Source organism: Halovenus aranensis, from assembly GCF_900100385.1.
Taxonomy (GTDB): domain Archaea; phylum Halobacteriota; class Halobacteria; order Halobacteriales; family Haloarculaceae; genus Halovenus; species Halovenus aranensis.
This window is the reverse complement of the sequence record NZ_FNFC01000001.1, coordinates 184091-196674: the sequence shown is the minus strand read 5'-3', so window position 1 is coordinate 196674 and position 12584 is coordinate 184091. Positions and strand designations below refer to the sequence as shown.

Here is a 12584-nt window from a genome sequence, read left to right as displayed (position 1 = left end):
CTCAGAGGCGGCCGACGTCTTCGACAGAGACGCTCTCGACGTCCTCGACCTCGGAGAACGCTTCCTCGACGGCTTCAGTCCCACCTTCCTCGTCAGGGACGATGACCGTCGGAATGAGCGCGGTGAGCCCGAACGCAACGTCGTCGGTGTTGACATCGCTAATCTCGGCACCCTCGGGCAGGGTGTCTTCGAGGCGATTCTGGAGGTCGTCCAGGTCGATTTCGGGGCTGTCCGGCATGACCTTGATTGCAGCAACTACGTCTCCCATCGTTATGGTCCTGTGAACCCGCAGTCGGGGCACTGGTAGAGGTTGCTCTGTTTGCGACACTTGGCACAGCGGTAAATCTGCTGCCCGCATTCGGGACAGTCGAAGTGTGCAGCGTTGGAACCTGCGACGTTGATGCCACAGGAGATGCACTGGTTCCTGGTTTGCTCTTGCAGTCCGCTCATGTAGTTTCGTTTTGGGCCGTCGTTTTTAACCCTTGTCAACTGTGGTTCCGACCGCTGACCGGGCTGTCAGCCCGTCAGGTCGCGGTGGTCTTCGGGCGCGGTCGGGTCCGCGAGCGCACTGTGTTGTGGGGTCTCGCCCTCCCAGACGTAGAACCCCTCGCCGGCATCGAGCCCCGTCTTGTCCGCTTCGACGAGCGCCGTCAACAGCGGCGGCGGCTCGAACCGCGGCCCTAGACGCTCGGCGAGCGAGCGGAGCGCCTCGTGGCGCTGGTCGAGACCGAGACGGTCTGCACGTTCGAGTGGCCCTATCTCTCCCTGATAGAGGTGCTCGAATGCGGTGTCGACAGCTGTCACGTCGGCGACTCCCTCGTCGACCATTCGGACGGCGACGACCTCAAGCGAGAGCGCAAGGCGCGCAGAGACGTTTCCAGGGGTGTCGCGGACCGCTATCCAGTCAGTGGCGACGCGTTCGGCGAACTGGCTGGCCCGGTCGGCGGCCACAGCCTCGGTCTGTTCGGCCAAGACGACTTCGACGAACGGCTCTGGCGGCTGGTGGAAGCGGAAGCCAACCGCACGTCCCGGCCGGCGGAGACCGGCCGCAGCACTGGTCACAGAAACCGCAGGCACGGCGCTCGCGACGAGGGTCTCCTCTGCGATTTCCTCTTCGAGCTCGGCGAATCTGTCCTGCAGCGCCGCCGCGTCCGAGCGAGTCGTATCGACCACGATATCGGCGTCGGCAACGGCTGCGTCGAGCCCGGTCGTCCCCTCGATTCGGTCGCTCGCTTCGATACCGTCTGTCCCCAGCCGGCGTTCGACGGTGTCGATGCTGTCCATGACAGCTGTCACCTCACCGGCGTGGAGATTCACGCGCTCGCCGGCACGAACACACGCGGCCGCTACCTCGCGTGCTGTGGCGTCGGCCCCGAGCACAGCAATGTTCATATTCACTCTCAGGGACGGCCGCGGCTAAGCATTTGTCCCTTGTCATCCAGTTATCAAGTAGAAATAAACTAGCCACCCTTTTTTATCTAAGTCCGTGTACTAGTCTATAGCAATGGGAAAGAGAACGAGTTCACTTCTTCCGTCTTTCGTTCAGGGGAGCTATGCAGTCCAATTAGCGATTGCACTCTCGTTCGCGATTCTGGTGATGGTCGCATTCGGGGCAGTTATCAGCGTACAGGCGTCGAACACGTTGGAAGATACCGTCGAAGACGACATGGTTGGGCTGGCAGACTCACAGGCAGGGGAGTTAGATTCGTGGCTGCTGAACACGCAGCGAAGCGTTAGGGCCGCGTCAGATAGTCCGGCACTTGACACCGACGACCCCGACGAGGTGAGCGAGCAGTTACAGCGGTTAGTCGAGAACGACCAGGTCTCAGAACACGTCGCCGCTGTCCACTACCTCAACACGGAGACGATGACCTTCGAGGCGAGTTCCAACGAGCAGTTCGTCGGCGTCCAGCCGGCCGAGCAGGGGGCTGCCTTCGCCGAGAACCCGCCGTCGTTCGCCGGTCCACACGACACCCACGTCACGGAGCCGTTCAACGTCCCGATTGCAGACCACCCGATAATCGCCGTTCTCTCACCGGTCACGGGACAAGAGAACCGGGTGCTCGTATACATGACTGACCTACAGGCGAAGTCGGACTCGATTTCGGCGGCACGCGAGAATTCGAGTACGACCGTCATCAATCAGGAGGGCGTCTACGTGACTCACCCCGACGGGGACCGGATTCTGGACGATTCGAATATCGACCCTGAAAAGTACGAGGGCGTGACTGCCGACCAGAGCCGATTCGTCGACGACGGGGACGACCAGTTACTGACATTCAAGGGCCTCGAAACGGCCGACTGGACCGTCGTCGTCGAGACAGAGCGCGACGCCGCATTCGAGCTCGCCGACCAGATTAACTCCGACCTGCTTGGGCTGATTTTGTTTGCTATCATCAACCTCGGGCTCGTCGGTGTCACAGTCGGTACGAACACCATCACGTCGCTGCGTCGGCTCACCGACCGCGCACAGAAGATGGGTGACGGCGACCTCGATGTCGACCTCTCGACAGCACGAGACGACGAATTCGGCGTTCTCTACCGGTCGTTCGATGACATGCGCTCGTCGCTCCGCGAGAAGATTACCGAGGCAGAGGAGGCACGCCAGGACGCCGAGCAGGCCAAAAAGGAAGCTGAACAGGCACGGCAAGAGGCCGTCGAGGAAAGCGAGCAGATGCAACAGATAAACGACGAACTCGAGGCCAAAGCGACCGAGTACCGTCAGGTGCTCGGCGAGGTTGCCTCGGGTGACCTCACGCGGCGGGTCGACCCCGAGAGTGACCACGAGGCGATGGAGTCGGTCGGCGAGGAGCTGAACACGACACTGGATGCCCTCGAAGAGATTATCTCGACGACCAAATCCTTCGCACGAGACGTGCTAGAAGCGAGCGATAGCGCAGGCGACAACGCCGAGCGAGTCGACACCGCGAGCCAGGAAGTTCGTGATTCAATCGGCGAAATCTTCGAGGGAGCCTCCGAGCAAAACGAGCGCCTCCAAGAGGCGGCCTCGGACATGGAAGAACTCTCGGCAATCGCCGAACAGGTCGCCTCCTCGGCACAGCAGGTCGCAAGCACCTCCCAGTCGGCCGCCGAGGTCGGCGAAACCGGCCGCGAGGCCGCACAGGAGGCTGTCGAGGAGATGAGCGCTATCGACGAAGAGACCGACGAGACCGTCCGAGAGATAAACGCGCTGGCGAGCGAACTCGAAGAAATCGGCGAAATCGTCGACCTCATCACCGACATCGTCGAGCAGACGAACATGCTGGCGCTGAACGCCTCCATCGAGGCCGCCCGCGCCGACGCCGGTGGAGACGGATTCGCTGTCGTCGCCGACGAAATCAAGAACCTCGCCGAAGAGACCCGCGACGCCGCACAGGATATCGAGGACAGAATCGAGCGCATCCAGTCACAGACCGACGAGACCGTCGACACCATCGAAGCGACGAGTCACCGTATCACCGCCGGCACCGAGACCGTCGACGAGGCAATCGATTCGCTCGAGCGTATCGTCGAGTACACCGAGGAAGTCGACGTCGGTATCCAGGAGATAGACGACGCAACCGAACAACAGGCACGCACCTCACAGAACGTCATGAACGTTATCGACGACCTGACAGACATTAGCCAAGAGACAGCACAGGAGGCCGACACGGTAGCCGACGCCGCCGACCAGCAGGCCGACGCAATCGGCGAGGTGGCGAGTTCTGCCACTCAGCTCCGTGAGAACGCCGCAGCGCTGGACGACTTGCTCGACCAGTTCACCGTCAGTACCGATACACAGACAGCGGTGACGTCCCCCGGAGGTGACGACTGATGGAGGGACTGACGATGTGGTACAGACTCGGCGCAATCGGGATGGCGCTGGGGACGCTCGTCCTCGCGTACGGATTCCGCCTCGTCCCGCGGGAGAACTACCGTCGGTACTCCGTGCTCGTGGCCGTCCCGCTCATCGCGGTCGGGGCCTACGTCCTCATGTCGATGAAACTCGGCGTCCTCGAAACGCAGACCGACGCGACGGTCTTCGGACTCCGGTATGTCGACTGGCTGTTGACGACGCCGCTACACGTGCTCTACCTGGGGCTGCTCGCCGGTGCAACGAACCGTTCCATCTGGCAGTCACTGGTGCTGATGGCTGCCACTATCCTGTTCGGCTTCGCCGGGGCGATGGTGGCATCCCCGCTCAAGTGGGCCGGATTCGCTGCCGGCGGACTCGCGTTCGTTGGCGTCGTCTACATCACCGCGACCAGCTTCGAGCGGGCCGCACGAGAGACCGGAACACTGGCGTTGCTCCGGAAGCTCCGGGCGTTCGTGGTCGTCCTGTGGCTCATCTATCCGGCAATCTGGGTGCTCGCACCGGTCGGCCTCGGCCTGATGCAAATCGAGACCTCGGCGCTCGTCGTCGCGTATCTGGACGTTGTCTCAAAGGTCGGCTTCGGCCTCATTGCCCTCTCGGGCCAGCTATCGGTCGAAGAGGCCACGACGACGACTGAAGTGACCGCAGACTAGCGGACACCGGTCCCGCTCTCGACTGCTGTGAGGTCGAGACGGCCGTCGGACAGCACGCACCCATCGTAGATGTCTTCTGCGAGCAACAGTGCGCCGTCGAGGTCCGCGTACTCGACGAGCGGCGCGAGCTGACACGCGCCTGCAATCGAGGCGCTGCTCTCTATCATACAGCCGAGCATAACGTCGAGACCCGCGGCCTTTGCGGCCAGAATCTGATGTTTTGCGGGCCGCAGGCCGCCACATTTCATCAGTTTCACGACGACGACATCGGCGGCATCGGCGACCGTTCCCACGTCAGCGGCCGTGACACACGACTCGTCGGCGGCCACCGGTACGGCGCCCTCGACAGACACCCGACGTAACCCTTCGATGTCGTCGGCCGCCACCGGCTGTTCGAGGAACTCGACGCCGCACTCTGCCAGCCACGCCGTGTTGTCGACAGCCTCGCCGGCGGTCCACGCGCAGTTCGCGTCGACGCGGATGCGCGCTTCGGGTGCGCCCTCTCTGACCGCCCGCAGGCGCTCCCGGTCGGCGTCGGTACCGAGCTTGACTTTCAGCACGTCGAACCCCCGTTCGACGGCTCGCCGGGCCCGGTCACGCATCTCCTCCGGCGAGTTGATTGGAACGGTGTACGAACTTTGTGGCGTCCGCTCGGGGTCGAGTCCCCAGCGGCGATACAGCGGCTCCCCGACCTGCGTTGCCGCGAGGTCGTGGACGGCAATCGAGACGGCAGCGCGGGCGGCGGCTTGGGCCGGCGCGACCTCGACCAGTCGCTCCGCGATGACCTGCTGAGCGTGGGGGTCACCGACCCCGGTCACCGCCTCCAGTAGCGCAGGCAGCGTCTCCGCGACGCTGTCTGCCGTCTCGCCGTAGTACGCCGATGGACCCGCGGCCCCGACCCCGACCCGTCCCGAATCGTCTTCGAGTTCGACGGTCAGGACGGTCGTCTCCTCGGTCGTGCCCCGCGAGATGGTAAACGACTCCGACAGGGCAAGCGTGTGACGCTCGAAGCGGGCGTCGGTAATCGCTCTCGCCATCTCAGATATCGGCGTATGGGTCCGCTTTCGACGCTTCGAGGCGCTCGAACTGCTCGTCAGAGAGCGAGACAGTTGCCGCGCGAAGGTTCTCTTCGAGCTGGTCGGTGGTGCGTGCGCCGACAATCGGTGCGGTGACATCGGCGTGGTGGAGCTGGTACGCGAGTGCGACCTGGGCTTCGGTGGCACCGACTTCCTCGGCCACGTCCCGAACCTCGTCGAGTACGTCGAAGTTTGTCTCAGTCAGATAGTTCTCCTCCCAGCGGTCCGAATCAGAGGCCGTCGAGTCGTCTGGCATGTCGGCGTCGCGTTCGTATTTGCCCGTCAGAAATCCCTGGGCGAGTGGGCTCCAGGGAGCGATGCCGATATCTCGCTCGCGACACAGCTCCATGTATTCGGCTTCGATTTCCCGGTTGACGAGGCTGTACCGCGGCTGTGTGACAGTAAAAGGCACCCAGCCGTGCTGGCGGGCAATCTCGTTCGCTCGTGCGATACGCCAGCCGTTCGGGCGGCCCGTCGACGCACCGAGATAGTGGACTTTGCCGTCCTCGACCAGGCTGTTGAGCGTCCGCATCAGCTCCCGTGCAGCGGTCGACTCGTCCCACCGGTGGATGTACAGCACGTCGAGATAGTCCGTTCCAAGACGGTCGAGCATCACGTCGATCTGGTTGCGGACGTGCTTGCGGTTGAGACCGCCAGCGTTCGGGTCGTCCTCGCGGGTCGACCCGAAGATTTTCGAGGCGATGACGAACTCGTCGCGATTGCGCTCTTCCATCCACTCGCCAATCCACTCCTCGCTGACGCCGCCGCCGTAGACGTTTGCCGTGTCGATAAAGCGGCCGCCTGCCGCCTCGTACGTATCGAGCAGGTCGTGACCCCGCTCGCGGCTGATTTCGAGGTTCCCGGCCGCCGTCTCACGGCCGAACCGCCACGTTCCAAAGGCGATTTCGCTCACTTCCAGCCCAGTGCGTCCCATCGGGACCGTATCAAGGTCGAGGTCCATACGCGGAGACTCGGCCGCGACCGACAGAAAGGTTGGGGCTTCTGGTCAGACAGTCGTTCAGTTGCGGTGACAGCCCTCAGCGAAAGAGGTCACGCGCAGCGTCGAGTGCGTCGACCAGCGCGTCGATTTCCTCGCGGGTGTTGTAGATGTAGAAGGAGGCCCGCGCCGAGGCAGTCTTGCCCATCTTGTCGTGGAGTGGCTGCGTACAGTGGTCGCCAGCGCGGATGGCGACCGAGTAGTCGTTGAGAATCTCAGAGATATCGTGGGGGTGGACGGTATCGAGCGTGAAGGAGACGAGTCCGCCGCGCTGTTCGCCCGCGCCCGGCCCCATAATGTCGATATCGTCGAACTCCGAGAGCCTGTCGATAGTGTACTGTGCGAGGGCGTTTTCGTGGCGCTCGATGCGCTCCATCCCGATGTCGTCGAGGTAGTCAGCCGCCTCGGCGAGTGCGATGCCCTGTGCGATTGCCGGCGTCCCGGCCTCGTACTTCCAGGGCAGGTCGTGCCAGGTCGTCTCCTCGAACTCGACTTTCCGTATCATGCCACCGCCGTACATGAACGGGTCCATCTCTTCGAGCAGGTGCTGTTTGCCGTAGAGACCGCCGATACCGGTCGGACCGACCATCTTGTGTCCAGAGAACGCAAAGAAGTCTGCGTCCATCTCCTCGACATCGACGGGCATGGTGGGAACAGACTGTGCACCGTCGACGAAGATGTAGGCGTCATGGTCGTGGGCGATGTCTGCGAGTTCACCGACTGGGTTGATGGTACCGAGCGTGTTCGAGACGTGGACCACACTCACCATCTGCGTATCGTCGGTGATTATCTCGGCGGCGTGGTCCATGTCGAGATGGCCGTCGTCGTCGACCTGAATGTAGCGTATCTCCGCGCCGGTCCGGTCGGCAATCTGTTGCCACGTGACCAGCGAGGAGTGGTGTTCCATCTCACTCATCACGACTTCGTCGCCCGGTTCGAGTTCGTTCAGCCCCCAGGCGTAGGCGATGAGATTTTCGGCCTCGGTGGTGTTCCGAACGAACACCATTTCCTCGCGACCGCCGCTGGCGCCGATAAACTCCGCTAGCCGGTCGTGGGCTTCCTCGTAGGCGACGCTTGCCTCCTGTGAAAGCTGGTGGAGACCGCGGTGGATGTTCGCGTTCGTCTCGCGGTAGTAGTCTGCAATCGCGTCGACGACTGGGTCGGGTGTCTGTGAGGTCGCCGCGTTGTCGAGATAGACGAGCTGTTTGCCACCAATCTCGCGCTCCAGGATAGGGAAATCTTCCCGAATGCGCTCGACATCGAGAACCTCGGTCTCAGGTGTTGCCATCGATGTACAGTCAGGGTTGGAGGAGTAACATTATTTCGGTTTCCCGAAATTGTATTTCCGACAGTCGTAACACAGCGGTCACAGCCACAGCAGTTGTGCGTGCCGGGTGCCGCCGAGGTCGAGGACGTTCTCCTCCTCGATGAAGCCGTGTTCGACCGCGAGTGCGACCGCTGACGTACCGACCAAATTGGCGACGGTACAGTTCGCGAGGCTCTGGACGACCGTTCCCTCGTCGGCCGGGTCGCCGTCGTAGAATTCCGGGTCGACGGTGAGCGAGACCTCGTCGTTCTCGAACTCCTCGCCGAGTACGTCGGCGTCACAGACCGAGACGAGCTGACCTTTCGGCGTCTCCCGTTCGTTCAGGAGTAGCGTCTCCATGGCTTACTCGAGAAGCTCCTGGTCCTGCTGGTCGCGCATCGCTTCTGCCTCCTCGGCGACCTCTTCGGCCCGTTCGTCTTCGCCCATTCGTTCGAGCGCAACGGCCTTCTCTTCGAGCAAGTCGGCGCTCCGGTAGCCGAGTCGAACCGCGTTGTCGAAGGCGTTGAGCGCGTCCTCGGCGAGACCGCGCTCGTTGAGGAAAAAGCCACGGTTGTACCACGCTTCGCCGAACCGCGGGTCGATTTCGACGGCGCGTTCTGCGTGTTCGAGTGCCTCCTCTGTCCGCCCGAACTCCCAGAGGGAATATGCGAGATTCGTCTCCGCCGTGGCGGCGTGTTCGGAGTCGCTGTCGATGTCGATTGCTTCCTTGTACGCACCGATGGCGGCGTCGTACTCTTCGAGTTCCGCGTGGGCGACCCCCTTGTTGACCCACGCCTCCTGTTGGATTCGCTTGTCGTCGGCAAACTGGCCGGCGCGTTCGAGCGTTTCTGTCGCCTGCTCGTACCGGTTCAGGCGAACGTACTCCAGCCCGATGTCGAGGACCGTCTCGGCGTCGACCGAGTCGGTTTCGATATTTGCCTCGTCGAGCATGTCCGGCAGAGCGTGCGAGTCAACCGGGTCGACCGAATCGATGTCGACGGCCAACTCGGACGGTTCGAGGTCGAAGGCGTCGTACGGGTCCTCGAATCCCTGTCCGTCCGAGAACTCGTGGTCTGGGGGGTCATCAGTCATACAGCTGTGTAGGCATGGCGGACAATTAAGGCCTGCGTCACCAAGCTACCGGTATGCGACTGTTCGTTAGCGTCGACCTCGACGGGCTTACAGAGCGCGTCGCCGCCGTCCAAGAACTGTTCGACGACGCCGACGGACTCAGGTATACCGACCCCGAACAGGCACACCTGACGCTGAAGTTCCTCGGCGACGTCGACGAGACCGACCGTCCGACCCTCCGGGCTGCAATCGGCGAAGCCGTCACCGAGAGCGGCGTCAGTCCCTTCAAAGCGTCTTTCGGTGGCCTCGGCGTCTTTCCACATCTCGATTACATCAGCGTCGTCTGGCTGGGCGTCGACGGCGGCGAGGCGTCGTTCACGGCACTGCACGACGCAATCGAGTCACGCGTCACAGACCTGGGGTACGACCCTGAAGACCACGAGTTCACGCCACACGTCACACTGGCACGAATGGAACATGCAGGGAGCAAAGGCCTGATACAGGACCTGGTCACACGCCACGACCCTGACGCCGGAGCGATGACTGTCGAGGAACTCCGGTTAAAATCGAGCACACTCAGCGGTGATGGTCCCGAATACAGCACGGTCAAGCGGTTCGCACTTTCGGATTAGAAACGGTCTTCGACCACTTCGAGGCTGATAGAGACAGGGAGGGCGGCCGTTTCGCCGGCCGTCACCTCACCGTACTCCGAGTTGTCGACGACAAAATAGTGTGTCTGGTCGAAATCCACCGAGGTGCGGCCGCCGTCTCTGGGCACTTTGGCCTCGTAGGCACCGGCCTCGGAGTTTTCGATGGCAACAGACCGCAGCGATTCGACACCCGCTGGCGGGTTCTCGGGGGCCTCGTCGTCGACTCGGGTCGCGCGCTGGTACTGCCGGTAGGCCTGTTCGTCCTCGAAGTAGAAAATCTCGAACCGGTGACGTTCGGACCGAACCGTGTACGACAGCTCGCCGGAGCCACTTGGCTCTTCTATTGCTCTCGTCCAACCCTGTGAGGACGGGACCCGTTCAGTCGTCGAGAGGCTGACTACCACCTCTCCGTTCAAACACCCGCTCACTCCGGCTGTTGCTCCCATCGCGGTCGCAGCCAGAAACGACCGTCGTCTCATATGTAACTGTTTGAAGCCGATAGTATAGTATCTACTGGCCAAATTATCTTACGTGATAATATGGTTTCAGCACCGTTACCGAGCATTTCGAGCTACTCTCTGTGTGTCGAGACGTATATCAAATCAGGTATAGATATCAGGAGTAAAAACAGAGCCACCGAGCCGATGCGACAGTATCAGCACAAAAAACAGCGGCCAGTAAAGGATAACAGCTATGCCGGCAGGAGCGAGAAATGAGGGGAAAAGAACACACATATAAGTCCCGGCGGGAAAGAGAATCACACTATGGGCAAGAAGTCGAAATCGAAGAAAAAGCGACTGGGAAAGCTCGAAGACCAGAACACTCGGGTCCCGGCGTGGGTCATCATGAAGACCGACCGTGACATGACTCGGAACCCCAAACGACGCAACTGGCGCAGGAGTGATACGGACGAATGAGCTCGAGTGGTCTCGACGAGCGGGTCATGACCGTTCCGCTCCGGAGCACGCTCGCAGGTTCGTCGACCGACCAGGCCGACCAGGCGCTGTCAGTCATCCGCGAGCATCTCGCACAGCATTTCTCCGTCGACGAGGACGCGGTCAGGCTCGACCCCTCGATAAACGAAGCGGTATGGGCAAACGGCCGAACGAACCCCCCGAGCAAGGTTCGCGTTCGGGCAGCACGCTTCGAAGAGGACGGCGACGGCGTCGTCGAAGCCGAAGCCGCAGAGTAACGTGTTCCGCACGGCCCTCGCTGGCTCGCCCTACATTGGTGTCTTCGCCCGGGCGACCGACGACTGTCTCCTCATCCGGCCAGACGTGGACGAGAGCCTCCACGAATCCTGTGCCGACGAGCTTGGCGTCCCGGCAGTCCCGACAACTGTCGGCGGGTCGGGCACCGTCGGTGCCTTGGCAACGGGCAACAGCAACGGCCTCCTCGTGAGCAGCCGCATCTCCGAACGCGAGCGTGAGCAAATTACCGACGCAGTCGACCTCTCGGTAACGGAACTCCCCGGCCGCATCAACGCTGCCGGCAACGTCGTTCTCGTCAACGACACCGGTGCCTACGTCCACCCGGACCTCCCCGATGAGGCGGTTGATAGCATCGAAACAGGGCTCGACGTTTCGGTCACACGGGGCACGATTGCGGGCGTCGACACCGTCGGCACAGCCGCAGTCGCGACCAACGACGGCGTGCTCTGTCACCCGAAGACGACAGACGAACGGCTCGACGAACTCGAAGATGCTCTTGGCGTCCCAGCGGACATCGGGACGATAAATTACGGCGGCCCCCTCGTCGGCTCGGGCATGGTCGCCAACGACGACGGTTACATCGTCGGCACCGAGACGACCGGTCCCGAACTCGGCCGCATCGAGTCCGCACTGGGTTACATCGACAACTGACCGCGGTGTTCGGTTTTGTTGCGGGAAAAACGGCCACAGTCGAGAGGCGTGGGTGTCACCGACAGTCTGCATGGGGATGAGGGTAGAATGTATAACAGTGTTAGGTCGTGTTTTTATTAGCTATCCGGTCGAAAGGGCACTGTGAACGAGTCCCAGCGACAGAGAGGGAAGGCCATTCACCGGCAGACTGGCCAGACCTTCTATTATGCAACCCGGCTGCTGCCGGAGCGTATCCGGGAACAGACCTACGTTCTCTACGGGTTCTTTCGGATTGCCGACGAAGTGGTAGACGGCGAGACGGACCTAGACGACGAGGAGAAAGCGGCCGAACTCGAATCGTTACGGGCGACCGCACTCGGCGAGGAGCCTGCCGACGACCCCGTCGTGGACGCGTTCTCGGAGCTGCGAGCGAGGGAAGGTATTCCCGACGAGGAAGTCAACGCCTTCATCGACGCCATGCTCGCCGACATCGGCACCGACCGGTACGAGACGTTCGAAGACCTCCGTGGGTACATACGCGGCTCGGCGGCCGCAGTCGGGAACATGATGCTCGCCATCATGGACGCCGACAACCCCGGAAAAGCCCGGCCACACGCCATGGCTCTCGGTGAAGCCTTCCAGCTGACGAACTTCATCCGGGACGTCGACGAGGACATCACTGAACTCGACCGCATCTATCTCCCGATGGAGACCCTCGAACAGTACGGCGTCACGGCAGACCAAATCCGTCGCGGCGAGTGTACGCCCGCCTTCCGGGAAGCGATTCAGGCAGAACTGGTCCGGACAGAGCGCCTCTATCGCGACGGCGTTCGCGGTATCGAGCATCTGCCAAGCGACTGCCAGTTTGCCGTGTTGTTGTCGGCAGTGCTCTATGCCGAACACCATCGGCTGATTCGCAAACAGGAGTTCGACGTACTCACCTCCCGGCCGTCGCTGTCGCGTCGTCGAAAGCTGTGGCTGATTGCGCGGACGTGGTGGCACTGGCGGCGATTCCGCGACCCGGTCGCGGTGTTCGAACGCGTCAGCGCGATTCCCGAGCTCGACCGGACGACGACCGAACGGGCAGATGGCCAGGAACACACGATTCCCTCGACCGACTGAGCACGGGCTATATCA

The 12584-nt window shown here is 62.2% G+C and carries 16 protein-coding genes; 7 read left to right on the top strand and 9 right to left on the bottom strand.

Annotation, left to right across the window (positions count from 1 at the left end):
- Position 1: 1 nt before the first annotated feature.
- From BLR34_RS01015 to BLR34_RS01005, 3 genes are all read right to left on the bottom strand, one after another.
- Positions 2-268, bottom strand: coding sequence for an elongation factor 1-beta (locus BLR34_RS01015; protein WP_092698526.1), 267 nt, complete (start codon positions 266-268; stop codon positions 2-4).
- 2 nt (positions 269-270) lie between these two features.
- The gene (locus BLR34_RS01010; RefSeq protein ID WP_092698524.1) at positions 271-450 is read right to left on the bottom strand and encodes an HVO_2753 family zinc finger protein; all 180 of its coding nucleotides are present in this window, start codon (positions 448-450) and stop codon (positions 271-273) included.
- A 66-nt stretch (positions 451-516) separates the two neighbouring features.
- A complete protein-coding gene (locus BLR34_RS01005; protein WP_092698522.1) occupies positions 517-1392 on the bottom strand; it encodes a 3-hydroxyacyl-CoA dehydrogenase family protein in 876 nt (291 codons plus the stop codon).
- A gap of 112 nt (positions 1393-1504) precedes the next feature.
- Between BLR34_RS01005 and BLR34_RS01000 the strand changes: the two genes are divergently transcribed.
- Both BLR34_RS01000 and BLR34_RS00995 read left to right on the top strand, forming a co-directional pair.
- Positions 1505-3814 carry a methyl-accepting chemotaxis protein gene (locus BLR34_RS01000; protein ID WP_092698520.1) on the top strand — a complete coding sequence of 770 codons (2310 nt, stop codon included), beginning with the start codon at positions 1505-1507 and terminating at the stop codon, positions 3812-3814.
- The gene (locus BLR34_RS00995; RefSeq protein ID WP_092698518.1) at positions 3814-4506 is read left to right on the top strand and encodes a bacteriorhodopsin; all 693 of its coding nucleotides are present in this window, start codon (positions 3814-3816) and stop codon (positions 4504-4506) included. The genes BLR34_RS01000 and BLR34_RS00995 overlap by 1 nt, the downstream gene beginning before the upstream one ends.
- Here the strand turns inward: BLR34_RS00995 and BLR34_RS00990 are convergent.
- From BLR34_RS00990 to BLR34_RS00970, 5 genes are all read right to left on the bottom strand, one after another.
- The gene (locus BLR34_RS00990; protein WP_092698516.1) at positions 4503-5543 is read right to left on the bottom strand and encodes a dipeptide epimerase; all 1041 of its coding nucleotides are present in this window, start codon (positions 5541-5543) and stop codon (positions 4503-4505) included. The genes BLR34_RS00995 and BLR34_RS00990 overlap by 4 nt on opposite strands.
- A 1-nt stretch (position 5544) precedes the next feature.
- Positions 5545-6543: an aldo/keto reductase gene (locus BLR34_RS00985; protein ID WP_092698514.1), complete on the bottom strand. Its 999-nt coding sequence runs from the start codon at positions 6541-6543 to the stop codon at positions 5545-5547.
- A 76-nt stretch (positions 6544-6619) separates the two neighbouring features.
- A complete protein-coding gene (locus tag BLR34_RS00980; protein ID WP_092698512.1) occupies positions 6620-7867 on the bottom strand; it encodes an aminotransferase class V-fold PLP-dependent enzyme in 1248 nt (415 codons plus the stop codon).
- 78 nt (positions 7868-7945) lie between these two features.
- A complete protein-coding gene (locus tag BLR34_RS00975; RefSeq protein WP_092698510.1) occupies positions 7946-8245 on the bottom strand; it encodes a DUF424 domain-containing protein in 300 nt (99 codons plus the stop codon).
- A 3-nt stretch (positions 8246-8248) separates the two neighbouring features.
- Positions 8249-8977 carry a tetratricopeptide repeat protein gene (locus BLR34_RS00970; protein ID WP_092698508.1) on the bottom strand — a complete coding sequence of 243 codons (729 nt, stop codon included), beginning with the start codon at positions 8975-8977 and terminating at the stop codon, positions 8249-8251.
- A 53-nt stretch (positions 8978-9030) separates the two neighbouring features.
- Between BLR34_RS00970 and thpR the strand changes: the two genes are divergently transcribed.
- On the top strand, positions 9031-9588 hold the full coding sequence (thpR, locus tag BLR34_RS00965) for an RNA 2',3'-cyclic phosphodiesterase (protein WP_092698506.1): 558 nt from the start codon (positions 9031-9033) through the stop codon (positions 9586-9588).
- Here thpR and BLR34_RS00960 read toward each other — a convergent pair.
- Positions 9585-10085 (bottom strand): hypothetical protein, encoded by a 501-nt coding sequence (locus BLR34_RS00960; RefSeq protein WP_092698504.1) that lies wholly within the window; start codon positions 10083-10085, stop codon positions 9585-9587. The genes thpR and BLR34_RS00960 overlap by 4 nt on opposite strands.
- A 285-nt stretch (positions 10086-10370) precedes the next feature.
- On the opposite strand from BLR34_RS00960, the gene BLR34_RS00955 reads away from it, so the two are divergent.
- From BLR34_RS00955 to BLR34_RS00940, 4 genes are all read left to right on the top strand, one after another.
- Positions 10371-10523 (top strand): 50S ribosomal protein L39e, encoded by a 153-nt coding sequence (locus BLR34_RS00955; protein WP_092698502.1) that lies wholly within the window; start codon positions 10371-10373, stop codon positions 10521-10523.
- The gene (locus tag BLR34_RS00950; protein WP_092698500.1) at positions 10520-10798 is read left to right on the top strand and encodes a 50S ribosomal protein L31e; all 279 of its coding nucleotides are present in this window, start codon (positions 10520-10522) and stop codon (positions 10796-10798) included. Before BLR34_RS00955 ends, BLR34_RS00950 begins: the two co-directional genes overlap by 4 nt.
- A 1-nt stretch (position 10799) precedes the next feature.
- Positions 10800-11468, top strand: coding sequence for a translation initiation factor IF-6 (locus tag BLR34_RS00945; protein ID WP_092698498.1), 669 nt, complete (start codon positions 10800-10802; stop codon positions 11466-11468).
- Positions 11469-11609: 141 nt separating this feature from the next.
- A complete protein-coding gene (locus tag BLR34_RS00940; RefSeq protein WP_092698496.1) occupies positions 11610-12569 on the top strand; it encodes a phytoene/squalene synthase family protein in 960 nt (319 codons plus the stop codon).
- Positions 12570-12584: the final 15 nt, after the last annotated feature.

Excerpts from the sequence above, each read along its gene's own strand:
- BLR34_RS01005 (WP_092698522.1), bottom strand. The coding sequence starts at position 1,392 with ATGAACATTGCTGTGCTCGGGGCCGACGCCACAGCACGCGAGGTAGCG.
- BLR34_RS00985 (WP_092698514.1), bottom strand. The coding sequence starts at position 6,543 with ATGGACCTCGACCTTGATACGGTCCCGATGGGACGCACTGGGCTGGAA.
- BLR34_RS01015 (WP_092698526.1), bottom strand. The coding sequence starts at position 268 with ATGGGAGACGTAGTTGCTGCAATCAAGGTCATGCCGGACAGCCCCGAA.
- BLR34_RS00995 (WP_092698518.1), top strand. The coding sequence starts at position 3,814 with ATGGAGGGACTGACGATGTGGTACAGACTCGGCGCAATCGGGATGGCG.
- BLR34_RS00970 (WP_092698508.1), bottom strand. The coding sequence starts at position 8,977 with ATGACTGATGACCCCCCAGACCACGAGTTCTCGGACGGACAGGGATTC.
- BLR34_RS00975 (WP_092698510.1), bottom strand. The coding sequence starts at position 8,245 with ATGGAGACGCTACTCCTGAACGAACGGGAGACGCCGAAAGGTCAGCTC.
- BLR34_RS01010 (WP_092698524.1), bottom strand. The coding sequence starts at position 450 with ATGAGCGGACTGCAAGAGCAAACCAGGAACCAGTGCATCTCCTGTGGC.
- BLR34_RS00960 (WP_092698504.1), bottom strand. The coding sequence starts at position 10,085 with ATGAGACGACGGTCGTTTCTGGCTGCGACCGCGATGGGAGCAACAGCC.
- thpR (WP_092698506.1), top strand. The coding sequence starts at position 9,031 with ATGCGACTGTTCGTTAGCGTCGACCTCGACGGGCTTACAGAGCGCGTC.
- BLR34_RS00990 (WP_092698516.1), bottom strand. The coding sequence starts at position 5,543 with ATGGCGAGAGCGATTACCGACGCCCGCTTCGAGCGTCACACGCTTGCC.
- BLR34_RS00950 (WP_092698500.1), top strand. The coding sequence starts at position 10,520 with ATGAGCTCGAGTGGTCTCGACGAGCGGGTCATGACCGTTCCGCTCCGG.
- BLR34_RS00955 (WP_092698502.1), top strand. The coding sequence starts at position 10,371 with ATGGGCAAGAAGTCGAAATCGAAGAAAAAGCGACTGGGAAAGCTCGAA.
- BLR34_RS00980 (WP_092698512.1), bottom strand. The coding sequence starts at position 7,867 with ATGGCAACACCTGAGACCGAGGTTCTCGATGTCGAGCGCATTCGGGAA.
- BLR34_RS01000 (WP_092698520.1), top strand. The coding sequence starts at position 1,505 with ATGGGAAAGAGAACGAGTTCACTTCTTCCGTCTTTCGTTCAGGGGAGC.